The sequence below is a fragment of the Stutzerimonas sp. 21-1 genome (genome assembly GCF_056336065.1).
In genome coordinates this window covers 63,957-89,537 of record NZ_CM150500.1, presented here as the reverse complement: position 1 = coordinate 89,537, position 25,581 = coordinate 63,957, and the positions used below count along the sequence as shown (strand labels likewise).

The 25,581-nt window shown below is 67.9% G+C and carries 27 protein-coding genes; 12 read left to right on the top strand and 15 right to left on the bottom strand.

Translation table 11 applies throughout. The features are described from left to right. Window positions 1–32 precede the first annotated feature (32 nt). Together AC0ZJQ_RS00410 and AC0ZJQ_RS00405 are read right to left on the bottom strand one after the other, a co-directional pair. Window positions 33–863: an AraC family transcriptional regulator gene (locus AC0ZJQ_RS00410; RefSeq protein ID WP_476477169.1), complete on the bottom strand. Its 831-nt coding sequence runs from the start codon at window positions 861–863 to the stop codon at window positions 33–35. Further along, a complete protein-coding gene (locus AC0ZJQ_RS00405; RefSeq protein WP_476477168.1) occupies window positions 829–1,689 on the bottom strand; it encodes an SDR family oxidoreductase in 861 nt (286 codons plus the stop codon). Before AC0ZJQ_RS00405 ends, AC0ZJQ_RS00410 begins: the two co-directional genes overlap by 35 nt. Before the next feature lie 181 nt (window positions 1,690–1,870). Here AC0ZJQ_RS00405 and AC0ZJQ_RS00400 point away from each other — a divergent pair, with 181 nt between their 5' ends. The 3 genes from AC0ZJQ_RS00400 to AC0ZJQ_RS00390 all read left to right on the top strand — a co-directional run bounded on the left by AC0ZJQ_RS00400 (window position 1,871) and on the right by AC0ZJQ_RS00390 (window position 6,344). After that, the gene (locus tag AC0ZJQ_RS00400) at window positions 1,871–2,791 is read left to right on the top strand and encodes a hydrogen peroxide-inducible genes activator (protein WP_165594195.1); all 921 of its coding nucleotides are present in this window, start codon (window positions 1,871–1,873) and stop codon (window positions 2,789–2,791) included. Between the two features lie 4 nt (window positions 2,792–2,795). Then, window positions 2,796–4,868, top strand: a complete 2,073-nt coding sequence (gene recG, locus AC0ZJQ_RS00395; protein ID WP_476477167.1) for an ATP-dependent DNA helicase RecG — start codon at window positions 2,796–2,798, stop codon at window positions 4,866–4,868. Window positions 4,869–4,943: 75 nt separating this feature from the next. Continuing rightward, window positions 4,944–6,344 (top strand): HDOD domain-containing protein, encoded by a 1,401-nt coding sequence (locus AC0ZJQ_RS00390; protein ID WP_476477166.1) that lies wholly within the window; start codon window positions 4,944–4,946, stop codon window positions 6,342–6,344. A gap of 21 nt (window positions 6,345–6,365) precedes the next feature. Here AC0ZJQ_RS00390 and AC0ZJQ_RS00385 read toward each other — a convergent pair whose 3' ends face one another. Genes AC0ZJQ_RS00385 through gspE form a run of 9 tightly spaced genes read right to left on the bottom strand, consistent with a single transcriptional unit; the run spans window position 6,366 to window position 13,920 of the window. After that, entirely contained in the window at window positions 6,366–6,878 is a 513-nt protein-coding gene (locus tag AC0ZJQ_RS00385) for a type II secretion system protein M (protein WP_476477165.1), read from the bottom strand. Window positions 6,879–6,880: 2 nt separating this feature from the next. Further along, window positions 6,881–8,017, bottom strand: coding sequence for a type II secretion system protein GspL (gspL, locus tag AC0ZJQ_RS00380; RefSeq protein ID WP_476477164.1), 1,137 nt, complete (start codon window positions 8,015–8,017; stop codon window positions 6,881–6,883). A gap of 3 nt (window positions 8,018–8,020) precedes the next feature. Then, entirely contained in the window at window positions 8,021–8,986 is a 966-nt protein-coding gene (gene gspK, locus AC0ZJQ_RS00375; RefSeq protein ID WP_301619509.1) for a type II secretion system minor pseudopilin GspK, read from the bottom strand. Next, window positions 8,983–9,699 (bottom strand): type II secretion system minor pseudopilin GspJ, encoded by a 717-nt coding sequence (gspJ, locus tag AC0ZJQ_RS00370; protein WP_476477163.1) that lies wholly within the window; start codon window positions 9,697–9,699, stop codon window positions 8,983–8,985. Before gspJ ends, gspK begins: the two co-directional genes overlap by 4 nt. Beyond that, window positions 9,696–10,130 carry a type II secretion system minor pseudopilin GspI gene (gene gspI / locus AC0ZJQ_RS00365; RefSeq protein WP_155551342.1) on the bottom strand — a complete coding sequence of 145 codons (435 nt, stop codon included), beginning with the start codon at window positions 10,128–10,130 and terminating at the stop codon, window positions 9,696–9,698. The genes gspJ and gspI overlap by 4 nt, the downstream gene beginning before the upstream one ends. Beyond that, window positions 10,127–10,708, bottom strand: a complete 582-nt coding sequence (gene gspH / locus AC0ZJQ_RS00360; protein WP_476477162.1) for a type II secretion system minor pseudopilin GspH — start codon at window positions 10,706–10,708, stop codon at window positions 10,127–10,129. The genes gspI and gspH overlap by 4 nt, the downstream gene beginning before the upstream one ends. 3 nt (window positions 10,709–10,711) lie before the next feature. Continuing rightward, a complete protein-coding gene (gene gspG / locus AC0ZJQ_RS00355; protein WP_008567466.1) occupies window positions 10,712–11,146 on the bottom strand; it encodes a type II secretion system major pseudopilin GspG in 435 nt (144 codons plus the stop codon). 5 nt (window positions 11,147–11,151) lie between these two features. Next, window positions 11,152–12,366: a GspF family T2SS innner membrane protein variant XcpS gene (gene xcpS / locus AC0ZJQ_RS00350; protein ID WP_314019934.1), complete on the bottom strand. Its 1,215-nt coding sequence runs from the start codon at window positions 12,364–12,366 to the stop codon at window positions 11,152–11,154. A gap of 39 nt (window positions 12,367–12,405) precedes the next feature. After that, a complete protein-coding gene (gspE, locus tag AC0ZJQ_RS00345) occupies window positions 12,406–13,920 on the bottom strand; it encodes a type II secretion system ATPase GspE (RefSeq protein ID WP_476477161.1) in 1,515 nt (504 codons plus the stop codon). A gap of 518 nt (window positions 13,921–14,438) precedes the next feature. On the opposite strand from gspE, the gene AC0ZJQ_RS00340 reads away from it, so the two are divergent. From AC0ZJQ_RS00340 to AC0ZJQ_RS00330, 3 genes are read left to right on the top strand one after another with little or no spacing between them, the layout of a single operon-like run. Next, on the top strand, window positions 14,439–15,560 hold the full coding sequence (locus tag AC0ZJQ_RS00340) for a Re/Si-specific NAD(P)(+) transhydrogenase subunit alpha (RefSeq protein WP_476477160.1): 1,122 nt from the start codon (window positions 14,439–14,441) through the stop codon (window positions 15,558–15,560). A gap of 13 nt (window positions 15,561–15,573) precedes the next feature. Next, window positions 15,574–15,891 carry an NAD(P) transhydrogenase subunit alpha part 2 gene (locus AC0ZJQ_RS00335; RefSeq protein ID WP_003284152.1) on the top strand — a complete coding sequence of 106 codons (318 nt, stop codon included), beginning with the start codon at window positions 15,574–15,576 and terminating at the stop codon, window positions 15,889–15,891. A 3-nt stretch (window positions 15,892–15,894) separates the two neighbouring features. Then, on the top strand, window positions 15,895–17,331 hold the full coding sequence (locus AC0ZJQ_RS00330) for an NAD(P)(+) transhydrogenase (Re/Si-specific) subunit beta (protein ID WP_476477159.1): 1,437 nt from the start codon (window positions 15,895–15,897) through the stop codon (window positions 17,329–17,331). Window positions 17,332–17,403: 72 nt separating this feature from the next. On the opposite strand, the gene mdaB is transcribed toward AC0ZJQ_RS00330, so the two are convergent. Both mdaB and AC0ZJQ_RS00320 read right to left on the bottom strand, forming a co-directional pair. Next, window positions 17,404–17,994, bottom strand: coding sequence for an NADPH:quinone oxidoreductase MdaB (gene mdaB / locus AC0ZJQ_RS00325; protein ID WP_476477158.1), 591 nt, complete (start codon window positions 17,992–17,994; stop codon window positions 17,404–17,406). A 120-nt stretch (window positions 17,995–18,114) separates the two neighbouring features. Further along, window positions 18,115–19,104 carry a bile acid:sodium symporter family protein gene (locus AC0ZJQ_RS00320; RefSeq protein WP_476477157.1) on the bottom strand — a complete coding sequence of 330 codons (990 nt, stop codon included), beginning with the start codon at window positions 19,102–19,104 and terminating at the stop codon, window positions 18,115–18,117. 88 nt (window positions 19,105–19,192) lie between these two features. On the opposite strand from AC0ZJQ_RS00320, the gene AC0ZJQ_RS00315 reads away from it, so the two are divergent. The 6 genes from AC0ZJQ_RS00315 (at window position 19,193) to AC0ZJQ_RS00290 (ending at window position 23,494) form a co-directional block, all read left to right on the top strand. After that, window positions 19,193–19,993 carry an AraC family transcriptional regulator gene (locus AC0ZJQ_RS00315; RefSeq protein ID WP_476477156.1) on the top strand — a complete coding sequence of 267 codons (801 nt, stop codon included), beginning with the start codon at window positions 19,193–19,195 and terminating at the stop codon, window positions 19,991–19,993. A gap of 160 nt (window positions 19,994–20,153) precedes the next feature. Then, entirely contained in the window at window positions 20,154–20,354 is a 201-nt protein-coding gene (locus tag AC0ZJQ_RS00310; RefSeq protein WP_138300766.1) for a DUF1127 domain-containing protein, read from the top strand. Window positions 20,355–20,482: 128 nt separating this feature from the next. Next, entirely contained in the window at window positions 20,483–20,800 is a 318-nt protein-coding gene (locus AC0ZJQ_RS00305; protein ID WP_008569038.1) for a DUF2388 domain-containing protein, read from the top strand. Window positions 20,801–20,877: 77 nt separating this feature from the next. Then, window positions 20,878–21,174 (top strand): DUF2388 domain-containing protein, encoded by a 297-nt coding sequence (locus AC0ZJQ_RS00300; RefSeq protein ID WP_008569039.1) that lies wholly within the window; start codon window positions 20,878–20,880, stop codon window positions 21,172–21,174. A 56-nt stretch (window positions 21,175–21,230) separates the two neighbouring features. Continuing rightward, entirely contained in the window at window positions 21,231–21,551 is a 321-nt protein-coding gene (locus AC0ZJQ_RS00295; RefSeq protein ID WP_008569041.1) for a DUF2388 domain-containing protein, read from the top strand. Further along, window positions 21,548–23,494 (top strand): DUF7844 domain-containing protein, encoded by a 1,947-nt coding sequence (locus tag AC0ZJQ_RS00290; RefSeq protein ID WP_476477155.1) that lies wholly within the window; start codon window positions 21,548–21,550, stop codon window positions 23,492–23,494. The genes AC0ZJQ_RS00295 and AC0ZJQ_RS00290 overlap by 4 nt, the downstream gene beginning before the upstream one ends. Window positions 23,495–23,545: 51 nt before the next feature. On the opposite strand, the gene AC0ZJQ_RS00285 is transcribed toward AC0ZJQ_RS00290, so the two are convergent. Further along, on the bottom strand, window positions 23,546–24,178 hold the full coding sequence (locus AC0ZJQ_RS00285; protein WP_314020095.1) for a hypothetical protein: 633 nt from the start codon (window positions 24,176–24,178) through the stop codon (window positions 23,546–23,548). Between the two features lie 582 nt (window positions 24,179–24,760). After that, window positions 24,761–25,417 carry a hypothetical protein gene (locus AC0ZJQ_RS00280; RefSeq protein ID WP_314020094.1) on the bottom strand — a complete coding sequence of 219 codons (657 nt, stop codon included), beginning with the start codon at window positions 25,415–25,417 and terminating at the stop codon, window positions 24,761–24,763. Window positions 25,418–25,581: the final 164 nt, after the last annotated feature.

Genomic DNA, 25,581 nt, shown 5'->3' with positions numbered 1-25,581 from the left:
CGGCAGCGACCGGCGGCGGTCTTGGAAAAAACTCAGGCCCGCGCGGTGGCGCGGAACTGCCCCGGCGTGACGCCGGTGAAGCGGCGGAAGGTGCCGCTGAAGTGCGCCTGATCGTAGAAGCCCAGGCCCAGCGCCAGTTCGGCCAGCGCCTCGCCGTCGAGCAGGCGGCGCTTGGCCTCGCGGATGCGCCGCTGCAGCAGCCAGGTGTGCGGCGGCACGCCGTAGGCGCGGCGGAAGGCTTCGATCAGATGACGCGGATGGCGCTGCAGCTGCTCGGCCAGCGCCTGCAGGCTGACCGCCTCGCTGTAATGCTGTTCGAGGTAATCGCGCAGGGCGGCGACCGTGCCGCCGTCGCGCCGCGCCGTCTGCATCGGCCGCAGGCCGCCGTGGCGGGTGAACACCAGCTCCAGCAGCTGCAGCAGGCGACTCTCCAGGCCCAGCACGTCGCCGTGCTGGAAGTCGACGGCCAGTTGCGCCAGCCCGGCGGCCACGGCGCCATCGTCGGCCGGATTGAGCTGGCGAAAGCCGCGCGGCAGCTGCTTGCGTCCCAGCAGCGCCGGCAGCCGCGCTTCCTCGATGTAGAGCATGCGGTAGATCAGCCGCGGTGACTCGGCGTGGCCGGTGTGCGGCTCCTGCGGATTCATCAGCGACAGCGTGCCGGCCGGCAGCGCATGGCGCGCGCCGCGGCACTGGTAGCCGCCGACGCCGTGGAGGATGGCGCCGATGGCGAACGCATCGTGGCTGTGGCGACCGAACGGCTGGCCGGAGAAGTCGGCATGGAACAGCTCCACGCCCGGCAACCAGGGCCGCGCCAGCAGGCGGTTACCGTCAGTCACGCCGCTCGCCGAGCGTGGCGTAGCCATCGCGATAGCTCGGATAGCGCGGCGCCCAACCCAGCGCGCGGGCGCGGGCGTTGCTGCAGCGCTTGCTGCCGGCGCGGCGGGTCATGCTCTGCTCGGCCCAGTGGGTGACGCCAAGGCGTGCGCGCAGCCAGTCGACCACCTCGTGCAGCGGCGCCGGATCGTCATCCACACCCAGGTAGCAGTCGTCCAGCAGTTCGCCACGCGCGTCGGCCTGCAGCAGGAACGCCATCAGCGCCGCGGCGTCGTCGCGGTGCAGGCGGTTGCTGTACTGCGGCGGATCGCGCTCGACGCGCAAGCCGGCGCGCACCTGATTCTGCATCCACGGCCGCGCCGGATCGTACAGCCCGCCCATGCGCACCACGGTCGCCGGCAGCCCGCAGCCGAGCACCTGGCGCTCGGCCTCCAGCATCACCCGGCCGGTGTAGCCGCTGGGTTCGGTGGCCGAGGTCTCGTCGATCCACTCGCCGTCGTGCTGGCCGTAGACGCCGGTGCTGGAGATGAACAGCAGCCGCCGCGGGCGCTGGCCGCGTTGTTCGAGCCAGTCGAGCACATGCCGCACGCCGTCGACATAGGCCTGGCGATAGCCCGCTTCGTCGTGCTGGCTGGCCGAGGCGGCGTAGACCAGATAGTCCAGCTCGCCATTCGGCCAGGTACGCGGACATTCCGCGCCGCTCAAGTCACCTTTGACCGGCAGGATCGGCACCGGCAGGCCGGCGGCTTCCCGGCGCATGCCGTACACCCGCCAGCCGTCCCGACTCAGCTGCAGCCCCAGGCGGCACCCCACATCGCCACAGCCGGCGATCAATACCGAACAACGCTTGCCCATCCTTCATCCTCCGGCAACCCACCGAGACCGCATCATCTTCCTGTTGCGCAGTGTAGCGCCGCCGCGCTGGCTCATGCCGAACACCGCACGCGCCATTTGCCGAACGCTTCGGCCTGCGCCCGCAGTTGGTTAGACGGCTACGCAAAGGCTATGCTTGCCGCCAATCTAATGGACGCTGACTATGACCCTGACCGAACTGCGCTACATCGTTACCCTCGCCCAGGAACAGCACTTCGGCCGCGCCGCCGAGCGCTGCCATGTCAGCCAGCCGACCCTCTCGGTCGGCGTGAAGAAGCTCGAGGACGAGCTCGGCGTGCTGATCTTCGAGCGGACCAAGAGCGCGGTGCGCCTGACGCCGGTCGGCGAAGGCATCGTCACCCAGGCGCAGAAGGTACTGGAGCAGGCGCAGAGCATCCGCGAGCTGGCCCAGGTCGGCAAGAATCAGCTGGCCGCACCGCTGAAGGTCGGCGCCATCTACACCGTCGGCCCGTACATGTTCCCGCACCTGATCCCGCAGCTGCACCGCGTGGCGCCGGACATGCCGCTGTACATCGAGGAAAACTTCACCCACGTCCTGCGCGACAAGCTGCGCACCGGCGAGCTGGACGCGATCATCATCGCGCTGCCGTTCCAGGAAGCCGACGTGCTGACCAAGCCGCTCTACGACGAGCCGTTCTACGTGCTGATGCCGGCCGGCCATCCGTGGTCCGCGAAGGAAACCATCGACGCCGAGATGCTCAACGACAAGAGCCTGCTGCTGCTCGGCGAAGGCCACTGTTTCCGCGATCAGGTGCTCGAAGCCTGCCCGACCACCCGCAAGGGCGAGGCACCGAGCCACACCACGGTGGAATCCAGCTCGCTGGAAACCATCCGCCACATGGTCGCCTCGGGCCTGGGCGTGTCGATCCTGCCGCTGTCCGCAGTGGAGAGCCACCACTACTCCCCCGGCGTGCTGGAAACCCGCCCGCTGACGCCGCCGGTGCCGTTCCGCACCGTGGCGATCGCCTGGCGCGCCAGCTTCCCGCGGCCCAAGGCGATCGAAATCCTCGCCGACTCGATCCGCCTGTGTTCGGTAGGCAAGCCGCCGTCGGCGAAAGCCTGAGGCCATGAGCGAACTGGCGACCATCCCGGTCACCGCACTCAAGGGCGTCGGCGCCGCGCTGGCCGAGAAGCTCGCCAAGGTCGGCCTGGAAACCCTGCAGGACGTGCTGTTCCACCTGCCGCTGCGCTACCAGGACCGCACCCGCGTGGTGCCGATTGGCGCGCTGCGGCCGGGGCAGGACGCGGTGATCGAAGGCGTGGTGTCCGGCGCCGACATCGTCATGGGCCGCCGCCGCAGCCTGCTGGTGCGCCTGCAGGACGGCAGCGGCACCCTCAGCCTGCGCTTCTACCATTTCAGCAACGCGCAAAAGGAAGCCATGAAGCGCGGCACCCAGCTGCGCTGCTACGGCGAGGCGCGTCCCGGTGCCTCGGGCCTGGAAATCTACCATCCGGAATACCGCGCGCTGACCGGCGAACCGGCGCCGGTCGAACAGACCCTGACGCCGATCTACCCGACCACCGAAGGCCTCACCCAGCAGCGTCTGCGCAATCTCAGCGAACAGGCGCTGGCGCGGCTCGGCCCGCACAGCCTGCCGGACTGGCTGCCCGCCGAACTGGCGCGCGACTACCAGCTCGGGCCGCTGGACGCAGCCATCCGCTACCTGCACCGGCCGCCGGCCGACGCCAATCTGGAAGAACTCGCCGAAGGCCGGCACTGGGCGCAGCATCGGCTGGCCTTCGAGGAACTGCTGACCCATCAGCTCTCGCTGCAGCGTCTGCGCGAACGGGTACGCGCCCAGCAGGCGCCGGCGCTGCCGCCGGCGAAAACCCTGCCGCAGCGCTTTCTCGCCAACCTCGGTTTCGCCCCCACCGGCGCGCAGCAGCGGGTCGGCGCCGAGATCGCCTATGACCTCGCCCAGCACGAGCCGATGCTGCGCCTGGTGCAGGGCGATGTGGGCGCCGGCAAGACGGTGGTCGCCGCCCTCGCCGCGCTGCAGGCGCTGGAAGCCGGCTATCAGGTGGCGCTGATGGCACCTACGGAAATCCTCGCCGAGCAGCACTTCCTCAACTTCAGCAAGTGGCTCGAACCGCTCGGCATCGAGGTCGCCTGGCTGGCCGGCAAGCTCAAGGGCAAGGCCCGCGCCGCGGCGCTGGAGCAGATTGCCAGCGGCTGCCCGATGGTGGTCGGCACCCACGCGCTGTTTCAGGATGAAGTGGTGTTCAAGCGCCTGGCGCTGGTGATCATCGACGAGCAGCACCGCTTCGGCGTGCAGCAACGTCTGGCGCTGCGGCAGAAGGGCATCGACGGCCGGCTTTGCCCGCACCAGTTGATCATGACCGCCACGCCAATCCCGCGGACCCTGGCGATGAGCGCCTACGCCGATCTCGACACCTCGATCCTCGACGAGCTGCCGCCCGGGCGCACGCCGGTAAACACCCTGGTGATCGCCGACAGCCGCCGCCTGGAAGTCATCGAGCGGGTGCGCATCGCCTGCAACGAAGGGCGCCAGGCCTACTGGGTGTGCACGCTGATCGAGGAATCCGAGGAGCTGACCTGCCAGGCCGCGGAAACCACCTACGAGGACCTCTCGGCGGCGCTGGTCGGCCTGCGCGTCGGGCTGATTCACGGGCGCATGAAGCCGGCCGAGAAGGCCGCGGTGATGGACGAGTTCAAGCAGGGGCGCCTGCAGCTGCTGGTCGCCACCACGGTGATCGAGGTGGGCGTCGACGTGCCCAACGCCAGCCTAATGATCATCGAGAACCCCGAGCGTCTGGGCCTGGCCCAGCTGCACCAGCTGCGCGGCCGGGTCGGCCGTGGCAGTGCGGCCAGCCACTGCGTGCTGCTCTACCACGCGCCGCTGTCGCAGCTCGGCCGCGAACGGCTGGCGATCATGCGCGAGACCTGCGACGGCTTCGTCATCGCTGAGAAGGACCTGGAGCTGCGCGGTCCCGGCGAAATGCTCGGCACGCGGCAGACCGGCCTCTTGCAGTTCAAGGTTGCCGACCTGATGCGCGACGCCGATCTGCTGCGGGCGGTGCGCGACGCCGCCCAGGAGCTGCTGGCGCGCTGGCCGCAGCATGTCAGCCCGCTGCTGGAGCGTTGGCTGCGTCATGGCCAGGAATACGGCCAGGTGTGACAACCACTCGTCACCGCAATTTCCCCGCCTGAGGGCTTCGCTATACTCGGGCAGGCCACCATCACGGGTCCGCTCATGAATTCTGCTGTCGATACCGAAAGCTGTTCCGAACTGCCGCTGCTGATCACCAAGCTGCTGAAAGACCTCGGCGTGCGCTACCAGATCCAGCGTGATCGCCCCAATTTCCCCGCTGCCCAGCGGGTCCAGGCGGTGCTGCTGGAAGACAGCGTCGGCGCCATGCTGGTGCTGTTTCCCCAGGATCATCTGCTCGATCTGCCGCGGCTGACCGAGCTCACCGGCCGCCAGCTGCTGGCGGTGAAACCGGAACGTCTGGCGCGCATGCTCGCCAAGCACGAGCTGAGCCGCCTGCCCGGCCTGCCGCCGCTGACCAGTTCGCCCTGCCTGTACGAGCGCTGCCTGCTGCAGCAACCGCGGCTGCTGGTCGAATCGGGCCAGCCGGGGCTGCTGGTGGAGCTGACGGCGGAGGATTTCCAGCGCCTGCTGAACAAGGCCAGCGCCGGCAGCTTCGCCGTGCCGCTGCGCGACATCCGGCCGAACCTCGACCGGCCGCATGACGACCGCGAGGAGATCAGCCAGGCGGTACAGAGCTTCACCGCACGGCGCATCCAGAAGCGCCTGGAGGAAACCATCGAGATTCCGCCGCTGCCGCATACCGCGCAGCGCATCATCAAACTGCGTGTGAGCCCCGAGGCCACCGTCGACGACATCACCGGCGTGGTGGAAACCGACCCGGCGCTGGCCGCGCAGGTGATCAGCTGGGCCGCCTCGCCGTACTACGCCGCCCCCGGGCGCATCCGCTCAGTGGAAGACGCCATCGTCCGCGTGCTGGGTTTCGATCTGGTGATCAACCTGGCGCTGGGTCTGGCGCTGGGCAAGACCCTCAGCCTGCCCAAGGACCGGCCGCAGGAGGCGACGCCGTACTGGCAGCAGGCGATCTACACCGCCGCGGTGATCGAGGGGCTGGCGCGCGCCATCCCGCGCGAAACGCGCCCGGAGATGGGCCTGAGCTATCTCGCCGGGCTGCTGCACAACTTCGGCTATCTGGTGCTGGCGCACATCTTTCCGCCGCACTTCTCGCTGATCTGCCGGCATCTGGAGGTCAACCCGCACCTGGGGCCGAACCATATCGAACAGCACCTGCTGGGCATCACCCGCGAGCAGATGGGCGCCTGGCTGATGCGTCTGTGGGGCATGCCGGACGAAGTGGCCAACGCCCTGCGCTTCCAGAACGACCCGGACTACGCCGGCGAACACGCCGCCTATCCGAACCTCGTCTGTCTGGCCGTGCGCCTGCTACGCCAGCGCGGCATTGGCGCTGGCGGCCCGCAGGACATCCCGCAGACGCTGCTCGACCGCCTCGGTCTCAGCCGCGACAAGGCCGACGAGGCGGTGACCCGCGTGCTCAACGCCGAAGCCGCGCTACGCGCGCTGGCCATGCCGTTTCCCCATCAGTGACCGCCATGCGCGGGCGGCGCCTCAGCCGCCCGCGCGCAGCCCCACCCGTGCGTCCACCTGCCCTTCGCCGGCGCGCTCCAGGCTGACCTCGCCGACGTTCACCCCCAGCGCCTGCAACTCCGCGAGCCAGCGCAGCAGCAGCGTGTAGGACGCGCCCGGCAGGCTGACCTGCAGGCCGCCGTCGGCGCCGCTGTCGAAGCTCTCGATGCGCAGGTTGCTCTGTTGTGCGCTCTGCGTGACCAGGCCCTGCAGCTCTTCCGGCGCCAGCGCCACTCGATCGCTGCGCCCCATCTGCCGCGCCAGTTCGCTGTTCTGCTGGAGATAGGCGTACAGCTCGCGCTGCGCCTGGTAATGCTCGCGCGCGGCGGCCGCGTGGCGCTGCGCCGGCAGCCATAGCCAGAGGTAGAACAGTAGGGCGACGAGGAACGCGGCGAGCAGGCCGAGCGCCAGCCGGTCGCGCGGAGGCAGACGCTGCCAGCGGCGCCACAGCGGTAAATCGGTCAGGCGCACGGCCAGTTGCTGTTTGAAATTCATCGTCAGCCTCCGATGACCACGCGGGCGCTGACGGCATCACCGTCGCGACTCGCCGAGCCCAGCTGCACGCTCTGGCCCTGCTCGTTCAAACGCTGGCGCAGCTGCTCCAGCGCGGCGAAATCGGCGGCGCGCACTTCCAGCGCCAGATCGCCGCGTGTCTCGTTGTAGTCCAGCCGCTGCACCGTCACCGGCGCGCCGTCGGCGACCGCCGTGGCGGCGTGTTCCAGCAGGCGGGTGAAGCCGGCCTGGGCGCCGCTGGCCTGGGCCAGGTGGTCGTCGAACTGCGCGCGCAGGTTGACGATGCGCGTGTCGGCCGGAAACAGCTCGCGGTACAGCGCCAGGCTGGCGTCGGCATGCAGGTCGCCCTGACGCTGGAAGTACCAGCCCTGCGCCAGGTTGAAGCCCAGCTGCACCAGCAGGATCAGCCCGAGCGTGGCGAACAGCGGTTTCCAGCGGCTCAGGCCACTGCCGCCGAGATCGATGGCGAACGCGCCCTGCGCCAGATTGACCGCTGCCGCGCGACCGCCGGCGAGCCAGGCATAGGGGTCGTCGAGACGCTGGTAGTCATCCACCCCAGACGGCGGCGTCTCGCCGTCACCGTGCGCCTGCCGCGGCGCCGGGCACTGTGCGGCCAGCGCCGGCCACTGCCCGGCAGCGAAGGCCAGCCGCGCCTCCACGCTGCCGCCGAGCAGCCCGCGCGCGCCGAGCAGCAGAATCTGACTGCCCGTACGCGGCAGCAGGTCGGCGTCGACATGGATGGCGACAATCGGCAGCCCCAGCCCGCGCAGCTGGTCGAGCCAGCCCTGCAGCAGGCTGCGGCGGATGGCGATGACCCGGTGGCGGCCGTCGTCCAGCACCTCGCCGAGGCTCAGGTGCAGCTCGTCGACGTTCTCCGCCAGCAGCTCCTCGGCGGCGTAGGCCAGCGCCTGCTGCAACCAGCGCGCCTTGCGCGTCGGCAGCGCCACGGCGAAGGCGCTGCAGTGCTCGGCCGGCAGCACCAGCGTCACCGCGCCCTGCGCGGCAGCCGCGCACTGCACCAGGCTCAGCCAGCCGCCAGCGCCCTCGCGCGGCAGCCAGTATCCAAGCGTCTCCGGCTGCAGGTGCGCGCCACAGTCGGCGGGCAGGAACAGGCAATCCATGATCTAGCGTTCTCCCTTTGCGGATGATTCGGGCAGCCGCGGCGGCTGCCCGAGGTTGCGCGCCAGCACGCGGACCGTGCCGTCCTGCTCGCGCTGCAGCAGGCTGACCAGCGCCAGCCGGCGGTCGCCCAGATGCACTTCGCTGGTGACCTGGAAGTATTGACTGCCGACCGCCAGCGCGGTGCCCTGCAGCGTGTTGCCGGCCATGGCCGGCTGCGCGAGGAACGCCGCGGTGTCGCGAAAGGGGCTGGCGCGGCGTACCTCCACCAGCGCTTCGGCGGCGCCGAGGCTGAGGTTGTCGCCCAGACTGGACAGCACCAGCGCGCTGGCGGTGTTGACGTTCAGCCCGTGATCGGCCGGCAGCGCAGCGACGTAGGGCGCCAGACGCTGGAAATCCTCGTCGCGCATGTCCAGCAGCAGGCGCAGTTCGGAGAGGTCGAACAGCCGCCGTCCGGCCGTGCGATACGGCGGCTCAAGTAGCAGATAGGCGTTGTCCTCGGCGCCCTGCTCGGCGCCGGGCTGCTGGTCGACGTCCAGCCAGTCGACCAGCCGTTCGGCATAGGGCGCGGCGATCTGCAGGCGCAACAGCAGCCGGCGGAACTGCGCCAGCGCGGCGGCGTCGGCCTGGCCGTTCTTCACCAGGCTGTTGAGGTTGAAGCGTCCGGCGAGGTCCTCGATGTGCACGCGGATCTCCCCTTCGTCGACGGCGAACGCCGGTCGCGGCAGCGCCCAGGCCTCACCGAGATGATCGACCGGCGCCTGCCCGCCTTCGCGCGCATCGCGCTGCAGGATCGACTGCGCCAGCGCCTCGCCGCCCAGCGCGTAATGCCACGCCTGGCGGGCCTGCAGCTGGTTGCTGCTGGCGCGGATCGCCAGCTGCTGGCGCGCCACCATTGCCGCGCTGACCACGGTGACAATCGCCACCACCAGCAGCACGGTGATTAGCGCGACGCCGCGCTGGCGCTTCATTGCGGCTGCTCCCCGTCGAACGGTTCCGGCACGCCCTCGGCGCCCGGCAGCTGCATCTGCGCCTGCTGCGGCGGGCCGTCCGGCAAGCGCAGCAGGCGGCTAATGCGGCCGTAACGCGGGTGTTCGAGGCTCAGCTCGACGGCGATCGGCAAGCGCTGCGCGGCCTCCTCGCTGCCGCCGCGGCCGTAGTCGAACGGCGGCCACTCCTCGTGCCAGACGTGGTCCTCGTCGAGGTAGCGCAGCTGCAGCGCGCGCACTGCGTCGAGCGCAACCTGCACGCGCGGCTGACTGTCGACATCGCGGTCGAGCACCACCCAGTAGGTACGCTCCAGCCGCTCGCCGACCAGCCGCCAGCGCACCCGCTGCAGGTTGGCGCGGCGCAGGCCGGTGGGGTTGCGCCAGCCGCTGCGGGTCAGCTCCAGCACGGGCGCGCCGTCGTCGCCTTCGAGCTGGCCAATCAGCGCGTTGCGCTCGTCGCCGTAGCCGTCACGCACCGGCCGGTCGATCACCTGCAGCAGGTCGCGCTCGAACAGCCACAGCGCCCGGCTCAGCTCGCGCAGGCGCTGCTCCTGCGCGGCAGTCGCCGCGTCGCTGCGCAGCACCGCTTCGAGCATGCGATAGGTGCCCAGGCCAAGCAGGGCGAACAGGGCGATGGCGATCAGCAGTTCGAGCAGGGTGAAGCCGACCATACGCCGCGGCAGCTGCGGATTCATTGACCCAGCCCCGGCTGGCCGCTGCCGGCCTGGCGCACCGCGACGAAGCCGCTGAGGCTGGTCACCGCGCGCTCGGCCAGCGGCCGGTTGCGCGCGCGACGCTCGTCCAGCGCGACCCAGACGGTGACGCGCAGCAGGCCGGGATCGCTGCTCGCCGCGATCTCGCTGAGGGTTTGCCACTGGCGGCCGGCGAACTCCAGCTCCAGCGTCTCGCGGCCGGGCGCCGGCGTGCTCGGCTGCAACTGCAGCTCGGTGAGGCGGTTGTCAGCGATCCAGCCGGCCAGGGTCAGTTCTTCCAGCCGCCCGGCATTGCTCAGGCTGCGCCCGGCGGCGGTGAGCACCACAGCGGCGACGGTGGCGAAGATCGCCAGCGCCACCAGCACTTCGAGCAGGGTGAAGCCGCGGCCGGCCCTGGCCATCGACGCACTCATCGCCTGTGCTCGAGCAGTTCGGCCTGCGGCAGGCGCAGGCCGTCGCTGGCGATCAGCCAGGTGCTGCCACCAGCCTTGCGCTCGGACAGGCGCAGGCCGAACGGCGACAGTTCGCCGCTGGAGAGGATCAGCAGCTGCGGTTCCAGCCGCGGACCACTCTTGCGCTCGCGACTGCGCTCGCGGCTGTCGGCATCGCTCAGGCCGGCGCGGTCGTCCGCCTGCTTGACCGGCGCCACCAGCTCCAGTGGCGTGCCATCCAGTTCCAGCTCCAGACGCATCCACTCCGGCAGCCGGTGCACCTTGCGCCGCTCGACCTCGCGCCAGCGCGCGTCAACTTCGTCATAACGCAGCACGCGGTAGCCCTCGTGGTTGACCAGCAGGCCGTATTCGCGGCTGTCGAGCACTGCCTCGTCGCTGAGCACGCCGATCAGCGCGGCGATCCGCCGGGCCTCGTCACGCAGCTCGCGCGAGGTGCTCGAACTGCCGGTGGTGAGCACCGCCAGGCTGACCAGGATGCCCAGCAGGACGATCACCACCAGCAGTTCGATGAGGGTGAAGGCGCGGGCGCGCCGGCGCATCGGTCAGAGGTCCCAGTTGCCGATGTCCGCGTTGAGGTCCGAGCCGCCGGGCTTGCCGTCGGCACCGAAGGAGTACAGGTCGAACTGGCCGCGGGTGCCCGGCGACAGGTACTGGTATTCATTGCCCCATGGGTCCTTGGGCAGGCGCTTGAGGTAGCCGTCGCGGTTCCAGTTCTTCGGCTGCGGATTGCCGGAAGGCTTGTTCACCAGCGCTTCCAGCCCCTGCTGGGTGCTCGGATAGGCGAAGTTGTCCAGCTTGTACATGTCCAGCGCGGCGGCGACGGCCTTGATGTCGCCCTTGGCGACGGTGACCTTGGCCTGCTCGGGTCGGCTCATCACCTGCGGCACCACCAGCGCGGCGAGGATGCCGAGGATGACCACCACCACCATGATCTCGATGAGGGTGAAGCCCCCTTGCGTGCGTCGTTGCAACTTCATTGTCGTTACCCCACCAGTTGGTTGAGAGAAAGGATCGGCATCAGGATCGCCAGCACGATGACCAGCACCACCGCGCCCATGAACACCAGCATGAACGGTTCGAACAGGCCGACCAGCAGAGACACCTGGGCGGCGAGGTCGTTCTCCTGATTGCGCGCGGTTCGCGCCAGCATCTGATCCAGTTCACCGGATTTCTCGCCGCTGGCGATCATGTGCAGCATCATCGGCGGGAACTCGCCGGTGGCCTCCAGCGCGCGGGTCAGGCTGCTGCCTTCGCGCACTTTCTGCGCCGCTTCGACCACCCGCTCGCGGATGCGCAGGTTGGCGATCACCGCGGCGGCGATGGACAGCGCCTCCACCAGCGGCACGCCGCTGCGCGTGAGGATCGCCAGGGTCGAGGCGAAGCGCGCGGTGTTGGTCGCCCGGCTCAGGCGGCCGATCAGCGGCAGGCGCAGGATGAAAGCGTGCCAGCGCAGGCGCAGCGCCGGATCGCGCAGCGCCGCGCGCATGGCCAGCACGAACGCGGCAATGCCGAGCACGATCAGCCAGCCCCAGTTCTTCACCACGTCGCTGGTGGCGATCAGCCCACGGGTCAGCGCCGGCAGCTCCTGGCCGGTGTTGACGAATACCTTGACCACGTCCGGCACCACGTAGCCGAGCAGCAGCACGACGATGGCCAGCGAGGCGACCATCAGGATCACCGGATAGAGCAGCGCCAGCTGGATCTTCTGCCGCGACTGCTGACGCTGGTCGGTGTAGTCGGCGAGCTGGTCGAGCACCAGCCCGAGATGGCCGGCGTGTTCGCCGGCCGCCACGGTGGCGCGATAGAGCTCGGGAAACGCCGACGGATACTCGCGCAGCGCCGCGGCCAGGCTGTGGCCTTCCATCACCCGCGCGCGCACGGCCAGCAGCATCGACTTGATCTTCGCCGAGGTGGACTGCGCCGCCGCCGCGCGCAGGGCTTCCTCGATCGGCAGTGCCGCCTGCACCAGCGTCGCCAGCTGGCGGGTGACCAGCGCCAGATCGCGCGCCGACAGGCCACGACCGAAGCTGAAACCGCCGCGACTGACATCCTCCTTGGACTTGGCCTGCTTCACCTCCAGCGGTGCCCATTGCTTGTCGCGCAGCAGCTGGCGCGCCTGACGCGGGCTGTCGGCTTCGATCAGGCCCTTCTGCTCGCGGCCACGCGCATCTAGCGCGAGATATTCAAAGGCGGCCATCAGCGCTGCTCTCCGCAGCGCGCCGGACGGCGCTGAACGTCATTCCTCACGGGTCACCCGCAGTACTTCTTCGATGGTGGTCACGCCTTCGCGCACCTTGCGCAGGCCGTCGTCACGGATGCTCGGGCCGAGTTCGCGGGCGTGGCGCAGCATGTCCTGCTCGCTGGCGCGGGTGTGCACCATGCTGCGCAGCGCGTCGTCGAACAGCACCAGTTCGTAGATGCCGGTACGGCCGCGATAGCCGATGCCGCGGCAATGCTCGCAGCCTTCGGCGTGGTACAGCGTCGGCGCCGCGTCCGGTGTCACGCCGAATAGCGCGCATTCGGCGGCATCGGCGACGTAGGGGCGCTTGCAGTCGTGGCACAGCACCCGCACCAGCCGCTGGGCCAGCACGCCGAGCAGCGACGAGGAGATCAGAAACGGCTCGACGCCCATGTCGACCAGGCGGGTGACCGCGCCGATGGCGCTGTTGGTGTGCAGCGTGGACAGCACCAGGTGGCCGGTCAGCGAGGCCTGCACGGCCATGTCGGCGGTTTCCTGATCGCGGATCTCGCCGACCATCACCACGTCCGGGTCCTGGCGCAGGATGGCGCGCAGGCCGCGGGCGAAGGTCATGTCGACCTTGGTGTTGACCTGCGTCTGGCCGATGCCCTCGAGGTGGTATTCGATCGGGTCTTCGACGGTGAGGATGTTGCGCGTGCGGTCGTTGAGGGTGGTCAGCGCGGCGTACAGCGTGGTGGTCTTGCCCGACCCGGTGGGCCCGGTGACGAGGATGATGCCGTGCGGCTTCTTCACCGCCTGCTCCAGCTGGCGGCGATCCTGCTCGTTCATGCCCAGGTGGCGCAGGGTCAGCCGCCCGGCCTGCTTGTCGAGCAGGCGCAGCACCACGCGCTCGCCATTGGCCGAGGGCAGCGTGGAGACGCGGATGTCGACCTCGCGGCCGCCGACGCGCAGGGAAATGCGCCCGTCCTGCGGGATGCGCTTCTCGGCGATATCCAGCTTGGCCATGACCTTGATCCGCGATACCAAGAGCGCCGCCAGCTCACGCTTGGGTTGCACCACTTCGCGGAGGATGCCGTCGACGCGAAAGCGGATCACCAGGCGCTTCTCGAAGGTTTCGATATGGATGTCCGAGGCGTTCTCGGCGATCGCCTCGCCGAGGATGGCGTTGATCAGGCGAATGATCGGCGCGTCGTCCTCCTGCTCCAGCAGGTCCTCGGTTTCCTGGATCTGGTCGGCCAGGCTGGCCAGATCCAGATCGTTGCCCAGGCCCTCGACCATCAGCATCGTCGCCGACGAATCGTGCTGATAGGCCGCGCCGAGCGCCTGCTCGAAGGCGTCCTGCGCCAGCCACTGCCACGCCAGGCGCGCACCGACCACCCGCTGCGCCTCCTGCACCGCCGTCAGCGCCGCGCCTTCGCGCAGGCACAGGCTGGCCGCGCCGTCGCGTTCGAGCAGGAATACGCCGTGGCGGCGGGCGAAAGCGAACGGTAGGCGGCGCTGCGGCGAGGGCTCGAGCAGCTCGGTCAGTTCGTCCACATCAGGTTCGGGCATCGTGCAACTCCAGCAGATTGCGCAGCGACAGTTTGTCGCTGCGCCGAAACACTCCAGACAACAAAAGCAGCCAGAGCGCTTTGACTACAAGAATCGAACGACATTTCAACCGCTGTATCGCTGCATCAACCCTAGACCACCGACACCAAGGTCGCAGTCAGCCGGCACCGCAGGGGAATACCGTGGCAATGGTGCGTCATTCATGATCCGCACGTTTTTTCCTTGGCGGCCGCACTTTTAACCGAAGCGGCCCCCTAAGCTGCGCTGGCTGGCGCGACTCTGTGCGAATCTAGAGTCGGCTTGCGACCGGTGCGTCAGATGCAATCGCCCGATTGAAACAGTTGTTTGATTTTTTCCGTGCTTGCAGAATGCCGCGCCGGACCGGCTGTTTAGCGCAGTCGCCGAGGCCCGCTCCACCGTTTCAAAACCCGACCGCCAGAGTAGTGGCCGGGTGAAAAAAGCTCGCCAGGGCAGCGGTCACCGCGCCCTGGTCAAGATCACGCAGGAGAACAACAACAATGCACATCGGTGTTCCTCTCGAAACCCATGTCGGGGAAACGCGCGTCGCCGCGACCCCGGAAACCGTCAAGAAACTGATCGGCCAAGGGCACCGGGTAACGCTGCAAAGCGGCGCCGGGTTGCTTTCCAGCGTGCCGGACAGCGCCTACGAGGCCGCTGGCGCGACCATCGGCGATGCCGCCGCGGCGTTCGCCGCCGAGCTGGTGCTGAAGGTCAATGCGCCGGACGATGCCGAACTGGCGCTGATGCAGTCGGGCAGCGTGCTGCTCGGCATGCTCAATCCTTTCGACAACGCCTGCATCGCGCGCATGGCCGCGCGCGGCATCACCGCGTTCGCCCTGGAAGCCGCGCCGCGCACCTCGCGCGCGCAGAGCCTGGACGTGCTGTCGTCGCAAGCCAACATCGCCGGCTACAAGGCGGTGCTGCTCGGCGCGCATCACTACCCGCGCTTCATGCCGATGCTGATGACCGCCGCCGGTACGGTGAAGGCCGCACGCGTGCTGATCCTCGGGGCCGGTGTCGCCGGCCTGCAGGCCATCGCCACGGCCAAGCGCCTGGGCGCGGTGGTCGAAGCCTCGGACGTGCGTCCGGCGGTGAAGGAGCAGATTGAATCGCTCGGCGCCAAGTTCGTCGACGTGCCGCTGGAGGCCGACGAGGAGCGCGAATGCGCCGAAGGCGTCGGTGGCTATGCGCGGCCGATGCCGGCCTCGTGGATGGCGCGTCAGGCGCAGGCGGTGCACGAGCGTGCGCTGCAGTCGGACATCGTCATCACCACCGCGCTGATTCCGGGCCGCAAAGCGCCGACGCTGCTGCAGGAAGCCACCGTCGAGCAGATGAAGCCCGGCTCGGTGATCATCGACCTGGCAGCCGGCCACGGCGGCAACTGCCCGCTGACCGAGATCGATCAGGTGGTGGTGCGCCACGGTGTGACCATCGTCGGCCATGCCAACCTGGCGACGCTGGTGCCGGCCGATGCCTCGGCGCTGTACGCGCGCAACCTGCTGGATTTCCTCAAGCTGGTCATCGACAAGGACGGCCAGTTCCAGCTCAACCTCGAAGACGACATCGTCGCCGCGTGCCTGATGTGCCGCGACGGCCAGGTCGTGCGGACCAACGGTTAAGGGAGACGCGAACATGGATCTGATTTCCGACGGCATCTACAACCTGATCATCTTCGTGCTGGCGATCTACGTCGGCTACCACGTGGTCTGGAACGTCACCCCGGCCCTGCACACCCCGCTGATGGCGGTCACCAACGCGATCTCGGCGATCGTCATCGTCGGCGCCATGCTGGCCGCCGCGCTCACCGTCACTCCGCTGGGCAAGGCGATGGGCACCCTGGCCGTGGCCCTGGCCGCGGTCAACGTCTTCGGTGGCTTCCTGGTCACCCGACGCATGCTGGAAATGTTCAAGAAGAAGGACCGCAGCGCGGCCAAGGCAGAGGGCAAGTAAGCCATGAGCATGAACCTCATCACCGTTCTCTACCTCATCGCCTCGGTGTGCTTCATCCAGGCACTGAAGGGCTTGTCCCACCCGACCACGTCACGCCGCGGCAACCTGTTCGGCATGATCGGCATGGGTCTGGCCGTGCTCACCACGGTCGGCCTGATCTTCAAGCTCGGCAGCGAGCTGGCCACCGCAGGCATCGGCTACGTGATCGTCGGCCTGCTGATCGGCGGTACCGCCGGTTCGATCATGGCCAAGCGCGTCGAGATGACCAAGATGCCCGAGCTGGTCGCCTTCATGCACAGCATGATCGGCCTGGCCGCGGTGTTCATCGCCATCGCTGCCGTCGTCGAGCCGCAGTCGCTGGGCATCGTCGCGCAGCTGGGCGACGCGATTCCGGCTGGTAACCGCCTGGAGCTGTTCCTCGGCGCAGCCATCGGTGCGATCACCTTCTCCGGTTCGGTGATCGCCTTCGGCAAGCTGTCGGGCAAGTACAAGTTCCGTCTGTTCCAGGGTGCCCCGGTGGTGTTCAAGGGCCAGCACATGGTCAACCTGGCCGTGGGCCTGGCGATCATCGGCCTCGGCCTGATCTTCACCTTCACCGGCAACCTGACCGCCTTCGCCATCCTGGTGGCACTGGCCTTCGTCATTGGCGTGCTGATCATCATCCCCATCGGCGGTGCGGACATGCCGGTGGTGGTGTCCATGCTCAACAGCTACTCGGGCTGGGCGGCGGCCGGTATCGGCTTCTCGCTGAACAACTCGATGCTGATCATTGCCGGCTCGCTGGTCGGTTCCTCCGGCGCGATCCTCTCGTACATCATGTGCAAGGCAATGAACCGCTCGTTCTTCAACGTGATCCTCGGCGGCTTCGGTGCCGATGCCGACGCCGGTCCGGCTGCCGGCAGCCAGGAGCAGCGGCCGGTGAAATCCGGTTCCAGCGATGACGCGGCGTTCCTGCTGACCAACGCCGACACGGTGATCATCGTCCCCGGCTACGGCCTGGCGGTGGCCCGCGCGCAGCACGCGCTGATGGAGCTGGCCGAGAAGCTGACCCACCGTGGCGTGACCGTGAAGTACGCGATCCACCCGGTCGCCGGCCGTATGCCCGGGCACATGAACGTGCTGCTGGCCGAGGCCGAGGTGCCGTACGAGCAGGTGTTCGAGATGGAGGACATCAACTCCGAGTTCGGCCAGGCCGACGTGGTGCTGGTGCTCGGCGCCAACGACGTGGTCAACCCGGCAGCCAAGACCGATCCGAAGTCGCCGATCGCCGGCATGCCGATCCTCGAGGCCTACAAGGCCAAGACGGTCATCGTCAACAAGCGCTCCATGGCCAGCGGCTACGCCGGCCTGGACAACGAGCTGTTCTACATGGACAAGACCATGATGGTCTTCGGCGACGCCAAGAAGGTGGTCGAGGACATGGTCAAGGCCGTGGAATGATCGCCTCGCGCTGAAACGAAAAAACCCCTCCCGGCCTGCGCCGCGAGGGGTTTTTCTTTGCCTCGGCGAAGCTCAGACGCTGAAGCCGAACACCTCGCCCAGGTGCCGGCGGTAGCGTTCGACATCCGCCTCGATCTGTGGCTGCTTCATCACATCGACGCAGAGGAAGGTCGGCAGACCTTGCAGGCCGAGAAACTCGTTGGCCTTGTGAAACGGCAGGTAGACCGCATCGACGCCCTTGCCGGCGAAGAAATCGCTGGGGTCGTCGAAAGCCTGCTGCGGCGCGTTCCAGGTGGCGGAAATCATGTAGCGCTTGCCCTGCAGCAGACCGCCGCTGCCGTACTTCTGCGAGGCATCGGAGCGGGTACGGCCGTCGTTGGCGTAGAGGCTGCCGTGGCCGGCGGTGAACACTTCGTCCAGGTACTTCTTCACCGTCCAGGGCGCGCCCATCCACCAGCCGGGCATCTGATAGATCAGTGCGTCGGCCCAGAGGATCTTCTCGACCTCCTGTTGCACGTCGTAGCCGGCGTCGATCTCGGTGGTACGCACCGCGAAGCCGGCCGCCGTCAGGGTGTCGATTGCGGCTTGGTGCAGCGTGGCGTTATAGCGGCCGGCCGAATGGGCGAACGCCTTGCCACCGTTGAGTAGCAGAATCTTCTTCATGGAGAGGTCTCGGATACGGATTGGCGCGCAGCTTACCCACGCCCGCGCACCGTACCCAGACCGTAACGGGCAAATATTTTTTGCGCCGCAGTCACTAATTTCCAAGACATTGCTGGTGAATCAAACAGCTTTCGCCACCGGCGCCGACTCCGGCCGCGCCGCATAGCGCTGCGCGAGTACCGCGCAGACCATCAGCTGGATCTGGTGAAACAGCATCAGCGGCAGGATCAGCGTGCCCAGCGCGCCGCCGGCGAACAGCACCTGCGCCATCGGAATGCCGGTGGCCAGGCTCTTCTTCGAGCCGGCGAAGAGGATGGTGATGCGGTCCTCCAGATCGAAACCCAGACCGCGCGCGATCAGCCAGGTGATCCCCAGTGCCAGCGCCAGCAGCAGACAGCAGGCCAGCACCAGACCAAGCAGCTGCGGCAGCGGCACCTCATGCCAGATGCCCTCTACCACCGCATGGCTGAACGCGGTATAGACCACCAGCAGGATCGAACTCTGGTCGACGTTCTTCAGCCAACCCTTGTTGCGCGCCACCCAATCGCCGATCCAACGCCGCGCGAACTGTCCGGCGATGAACGGCAGCAGCAGCTGCACGACGATCTTGCCGATGGCATCCAGCGTCGAGCCGCCATCGCCCTGGGCGCCCATCAGCAGCAGCACCAGCAGCGGCGTGAGGAAGATGCCGATCAGGCTCGAAGCCGCCGCGCTGCACACCGCCGCCGCGATGTTGCCGCGCGCCAGCGAGGTGAAGGCGATGGCCGACTGCACCGTGGCCGGCAGCGCACACAGGTAGAGCATGCCCAGATACAGCTCCGGGCCGATCAGCGGCGTCAGCAGCGGGCGCAGCGCCAGGCCGAGCAGCGGGAACAGCACGAAGGTGCAGCCGAACACCAGCAGGTGCAGGCGCCAGTGCCCCAGCCCCGCGAGGATCGCCGGCCCTGACAATTTGGCGCCGTGCATGAAGAACAGCAGGCCGATGGCCAGGTTGGTGATCCACTCGAACACCGCCACGCCCTGTCCGCGCGCCGGCAGCAACGTGGCGATGGCCACGGCGCCCAGCAGGGCGAGGGTGAAGTTGTCCGGTAACAGCCGAGGTCTGGCCATGTGCGCTCCTAATGACGGTGACTTGCGACGGATTGAACGCGAGTCTACTGTCGCCTCGAATATCCGACTAACGCCATCGAGCCAGCAAATGTCGACAAACGGACAGACCGCTCTGCCGCAACGCAGCATCCCGACGATGGCGGCCCTGCCGCGCCCGCTGTTCGCCCGTAGCGAATCGCTGCCCGAGCGCACCACCACGCCGCGCCACAGCCATCCGTGGGCCCAGCTGTCCTATGCCACCAGCGGCGTGTTGCGCGTACACACCGAGCAGCGCCGCTTTCTCGCCCCGCCGCAGCGCGCCATCCTGGTGCCGCCGGGGCTGCTGCACGAAGTGGTCAGTTCGCCGCGTACCGAGATGCGCAGCCTGTACATCGATTACCGCGCCGTGCCCTGGGCGCCACCGCATTGCCAGGTGCTGGCGGTCGGCCCGCTGCTGCGCGAGCTGATCCGCGCGTTCGGCGAACTGCCGGTGGAGTACGACGAACAGGGCGCCGACGGACGTCTGGCCGCGGTGCTGCTGGACCAGCTGCGCGCCGCGCCGGAGATCGGCTATTCGCTGCCGTGGCCCGGCGATGCGCGGCTGCGGCAGATCTGCGAGGCGCTCTACGCGCAGCCCGACCTAACGCTCGGCCTGGCGCAGTGGAGCGAGCGCCTGCAGGTGTCGGAGAAGACCCTGACGCGCCAGTTCCAGCGCGATACCGGCCTCAGTTTCCGCGCCTGGCGCCAGCGCCTGCGCCTGCTCAGCGCACTACCGCTGCTGGAGCAGGGCGAGGCGGTCACCGAGGTCGCGCTCGCCTGCGGCTACGATTCCACCTCGGCCTTCATCGCCGCCTTCCGCCTGCACTTCGGCGCCACCCCGGGCGCGCTGGCCCGGCCCCGGCGCGACTAGCATCCGGCGAACAGTTGTACCGCCGGGCAGCGGTACAGTTTGCGGTGTGCCTCGACTGCACCGGCACAATTGTCTTTCCCTGTGGCTGCCGCGCCGACGCGGCGCGCGCGATTCTGTCTCCCCAGACATCAGCCCCCGTCAGCCGGGAAGGAGAGGCCTCATGGACCGCGTCGCGCCTCGCACCCTCGTCATCACCCCCTCCATTGCCTGGCTTGCGCGCCTGCCGCACACGTTGCGGCTGTGGCAGCAACGCGCGCGTAGCCGCCGTCAGCTGGCACAGCTCGATGCCCGACTGCTGGCGGATGCCGGCATCAGCCCCAGCGAACGCCAGGAGGAGTTGCGCCGGCCGTTCTGGCGCTGACCGCCGGCCGCGGATCGCACGATCCGCTTTGCAGGCCGCAACCGGGCGCCTATGCTGCGCCCAGCCGGCCGCGGGGCGGAACATGCCGCAAGCGGTACGGTCTAGTGCGAACATCTGGAGACTTCGTCATGCACCGCTACCTGCTCCCCTTCTGCGCCGCCGGCCTGCTGCTGGCCGGCAACGCCTCGGCCGCCAGCTTCACCGGCACCACCGACATGGTGGTCGGCGGTCTGATCAACACCGTCGATGCGACCTCCGACCTGACTTCCTCGCTGCGCGACGACAAACTCGTGCTCGACGCCCGCGACGATGCGGCGCGCTTCGTCGCCAGCCAGGGTGAGCTGCGCGGTGCGCATCTGGAAGCCGCGCTGCTGCACATCCGCGCAGAGCAACCGCAACTGGGCGCCAGCGACCTGCAATTGGCCGAGGCGATTCTCGCGCTGTGAGGCGAACGCGGCGGACGCTGGCCCTGAGGCCGGCGTTTCGCTAGCCTTGGCGCCGTTTTTTTGCTGCCAGGTTTCCCATGCGTTCGTTGCACCTCGTATTCGCCATCGCGTGCTGCGCCGCCGGCCCCGCGCTGGCACTGGACACCACCATCGCCAGCGTCGCGAAAACCACCTTCGTCGCCAGCCAGCTGACCAGCGCACCGTTCGACAACAAGCTGGTCGCCGCCGCCCGCGACGATGCTGCCAGCTTCGTCGGCAGTGCCGGCCAGCTCCGCAGCGCGCGCCTGCAGGCGGCGCTGCGCTGGCTGCGCGAGCAGCACCCCGGCCTGACCGCCAGCGACCTGCAGCTGGCCGAGGCCATCCTCGTTCAATGACCCGGCGCCCGATGCCTTCATCGCGCATCGCCCGCCTCAGCCGTGAGATCCGCACCATGCACAGACTGTCGATTGCCCTCCCCCTCGCCTTGGCGCTGTGCGCCGGCGCCGCCCAGGCCCAGACGCTGGTGGCAACCAGCAACATCGTGGTGCGCGCACTGGATCGCAGCCTCGATTTCACCTCCGACACCACCACCTCGATCCGCGACATGAAGGTCGTGGTCGAAGCTCGCGACGAGGCCGCCAGCTTCGTCGCCAGCGACGGCGAAATCCGCGGCGCGCGCCTGGAGGCCGCGCTCGGCTCGCTGCGCAGCGAATTCCCGGCGGCCCGCGACGTCAGCGATCTGGCCCTGGCCGAAGCCATCCTCGCCCTGTGATTCGCACCTGGCTGCTGGCGGGCTGCCTGGGTCTGGCCGCCACCGCCCAGGCCGACCTGCGTCTGACACTGGCTACCGCCGACCTGCAGCCCGACGAGCGCCAGGCCAGCCAGGCGCTGCTGGACGAGGCGCTGGCCGCGCTGCCGCCGCGCCTGCTGCAGCGGCTGGATCGCGACGTGCAGGTGGTGTGGCACGACGGCCTGCCGGCACAGGCCTACGGCCGCGCCGGTGGTGATCGCCTCGAGCTCAATCGACGACTGCTGCCGGCCCTCGTCGACGGCTCCGCCGCCAGCCAGCGCACCGGGCGCACGCACGGCACCGTTCGCCGCGAACTGCTCGCCACCGTCATCCACGAAGTCGCCCACCTCTACGACCGCGCCCGGCTGTGGTCGCCCGAGCAGTTCCTTCTGCAGGCGCAGTGCCGCCAGCGCGCCGGCAGCCTCGGCGTGGTCGGCCTTCCGGACGCATGTCGTGGTCAGGAGCAGCGCCGCTTCACCCTCAGTGACGACCCGCGCCTGCTCGACCTCGCCGGCTGGCCGCAGCGAGTCGGCCGCCGCGGCGCGCGCGAACTGACCAACGCCCAGGTCACACGCAGCCCGGATCGCTACGAGCTGAGCAACCCGCGCGAGTTCGTCGCGGTCAATCTCGAATACTTTCTGCTCGACCCCAGCTACGCCTGCCGCCGTCCTTCGCTGCAGCGCCACTTCAGCGCGCACTTCGGCTGGACACCGGCCAGCGCTGCCGCGTGCGCAGCGGGCTATCCCTTCCTCAATGCCGGCCGTGACTTCGGCCGCACGCCGCTGCTGACGCTCGATCCGGCGCGCGTCTATGAGGTCGACTACCTGTTCGCCGAAGCCAACGATGCGTGGGTCAGCCGCTGGGGCCACAGCATGCTGCGCCTGGTGATCTGCGCTCCTGGCCGCACGCCCGGGCCGGATTGCCGGCTCGACCTGGAGCATCATCTGGTGCTGTCCTTCCGCGCCTTCGTCGATGATGTGCAGCTGTCCAGCTGGGATGGCCTGACCGGCGCCTACCCCTCGCGGCTGTTTATCCTGCCGCTGGGCCAGGTGATCGACGAATACACCAAGGTCGAGCTGCGCGGCCTCGCCTCGGTGCCGCTGAAGCTGCGCCGCGAGGAGATTCGCCAGCTGGTCGAACGCAGCGCCGAACTGCACTGGAGCTACGACGGCGACTACTACTTCCTCTCCAACAATTGCGCGGTGGAAACCCTCAAGTTGCTGCGCGGCGGCACGGCGCGCGACGAGCTGCGTGCACTGGACAGCATCATGCCCAACGGCCTGTTGGAGGTCCTGATCCACCGCGGCCTCGCCGACGCCAGCATGCTCGACGACCCTCGCGAAGCGCTGCGCCTGGGCTATCGCTTCGACTCCTACCGCGACCGCTATCAGGCGATGTTCGTCGTACTCAAGGAACGCCTCGGCCTGCCGCAGGACAGCGTCGAACAGTGGCTGGAGCTCGACGCCGCCAAGCGCCGGCCGTGGATCGAGCGCGCCGACCTGCGCGCCGCCGCCGCGCTGCTACTGGTCGAGCAGGCCGCCTTGCGCAAGCAGTTGCTGCTGGCCCAGGACGAACTGAAGAACCGCTACCTCGGCGGCCGCGGCCACGACGCTCAGCTCGACAAGGCCGACGGCGCACTGCAGGAAATCCTCGCCAGCAGCGGCTACCTCAGCCGCCCGGCCGAACTGCTCGACGGCGACGGCTACGGCCTGCCACAGGCCAGCGAGTGGCGCCGTCTGGAGCGCGAGAGCGAACAGCGCCAGCTGCGCCTGAATGAGCTAAGCGAAGAACTCGACCGCGAAGTGCGCGTACTGCTCGGAGACGAGCGGCGGAAGGAACTGGAAGCGATCGAAGCCAACCTGACGCAGATCGGGGAGCACCTGCGCAAGCTGCATAAGGCTGGGGGTGGGTTGGAGTTGCCGTGAGGCCCCTACAGCTGCTGTGATGAGCCCATGCCATCTAGGCGCTGCACCAAGCTAACCTTGGAGAGCCACAGCATCGTCGCCGCCCTTCCGGGCGGCATGGATGCCCCTGGCCTGCTGGCTACGGTAGTAGTCCTCAATGCTAAGGCTTGCGTCGATTCTGGCGCGCAGGGTGCAGGGGTGTTGCTGCCAAGGGTGGCTGGCCAGCTTCTCCCGCAACGTCCTGGAAGCGGAGTTGCGCTTCCAGCCTTCGAGTGTACGGTCGCGCCAGTAGCGCTCGGGGCGGCCGATGGCGGCATCATGGGCAGCAGTAACCGGGTCGAGGTGGCGGCTCTGTTCCAGTACGGGCAGGTCGGGCAGCGGCTGCTCGACGTCCATATAGCGCTGCAGAGTATCCCAGAAGGCGTAGAGGTTGGCTTTATCGAGACCCAAGCTGTGCATCTTCATGCCCAAGCAGACCTTGGTATCGGTGTAGCGGTGATGCAGCCAGAGCACGTAGTCATGCCCACCATGGGGCGTGACCTGCAGTTGCATGACCGGATCGAACTCGTAGAAGGGCGCGACGAAAGGAGAGCGGAAGCGCCTGCCGATACGCAGCATGCCGTCACGCCGGTTGAAGCCGCTGCCGTCGTGGGTGTAGATCAGGGAGTACAGGCCGATCAGCAGCTCGACGCCGATGACTGCCATAAAGAGTACGACTGCGCCAAACCAGAAAGCGGTTTGTTCGCTCCAATAGCCCCAGAGTGCGCCTTGATCCCAGGCTATCGTTCCGGCAGTTATTAATCCAAGTATCAGACCAGAGAGATAAGCCAGCCATGGCTTTGATGAACTGTACATCACAAGGCTGGCAAACATTGCCATAACGCCCTGCGCCGGAATCGTGAGGCCGCTGCCAAGTATTTTTTCTATCTTGACAGTCCATGGAAAAATAAAAAGCGTTATACAACAAAGCTTCAGCACTAATAAAAAGTGCAATAGCTTTCCGCTGTTTTCAAAGTTCCATCGTTCAGCATCGCAATAAGTCTGCTGTTTGCGTTTCTCCTTAGCCTGCCTCTCATAGGTCAGATGGTCTTCGCTTATAAGCTGGCCTTCGACTTCAGAGGCCGAATCCAGATTGGCGTAATGCCCCCATTTCATGGCGGTGTCGAATAGGCCGTGTCTGTCACAAACCGGGGGTGGGAGAGCAGGCAGTGCACTGCCGCGATAGGCCGCGGGGCCATAGGATTCTGCGGTCATACTTTGAATTCCAGAGGCCGGTAAGGGGCGGTGTCAGCCTTGGCGTTCAGCTCCTATTTCACGCCGATGGGCATTATCGAAGTCAGCGCTCCTGGGGATGGCCTGGATGCCCCCGGCCTCCTGGTTGCGGTAGTAGGTGTCGATGCTCAGGGCCGGGTCGATCCTGGCACGCAGGGTGCATGGTTGCTGCTGCCAGGGATGGCTGGCCAGCTTCTCCCGCAACGTCTTGGAAGCGGAGTTGCGCTTCCAGCCTTCGAGTGTACGGTCGCGCCAGTAGCGCTCGGGGCGGCCGATGGCGGCATCATGGGCAGCAGTAACCGGGTCGAGGTGGCGGCTCTGTTCCAGCACGGGCAGGTCGGGCAGCGGCTGCTCGACGTCCATATAGCGCTGCAGGGTATCCCAGAAGGCGTAGAGGTTGGCTTTATCGAGACCCAAGCTGTGCATCTTCATGCCCAGGCAGACCTTGGTGTCGGTGTAGCGGTGATGCAGCCAGAGCACGTAGTCATGCCCACCATGGGGCGTGACCTGCAGTTGCATGACCGGATCGAACTCGTAGAAGGGCGCAACGAAGGGAGAGCGGAAGCGCCTGCCGATGCGCAGCATGCCGTCACGCCGGTTGAAGCCGCTGCCGTCGTGGGTGTAGATCAGGGAGTACAGGCCGATCAGCAGATCGACGCCGATGACTGCCATAAAGAGTACGACTGCGCCAAACCAGAAAGCGGTTTGTTCGCTCCAATAGCCCCAGAGTGCGCCTTGATCCCAGGCAATGGCTCCGGCAGTGATTATGCCAAGCACTCCGCCCAATACATAAGCCAGCCAAGGTCTTGATGTGCCATAGAGCGATAGGCTGGTGA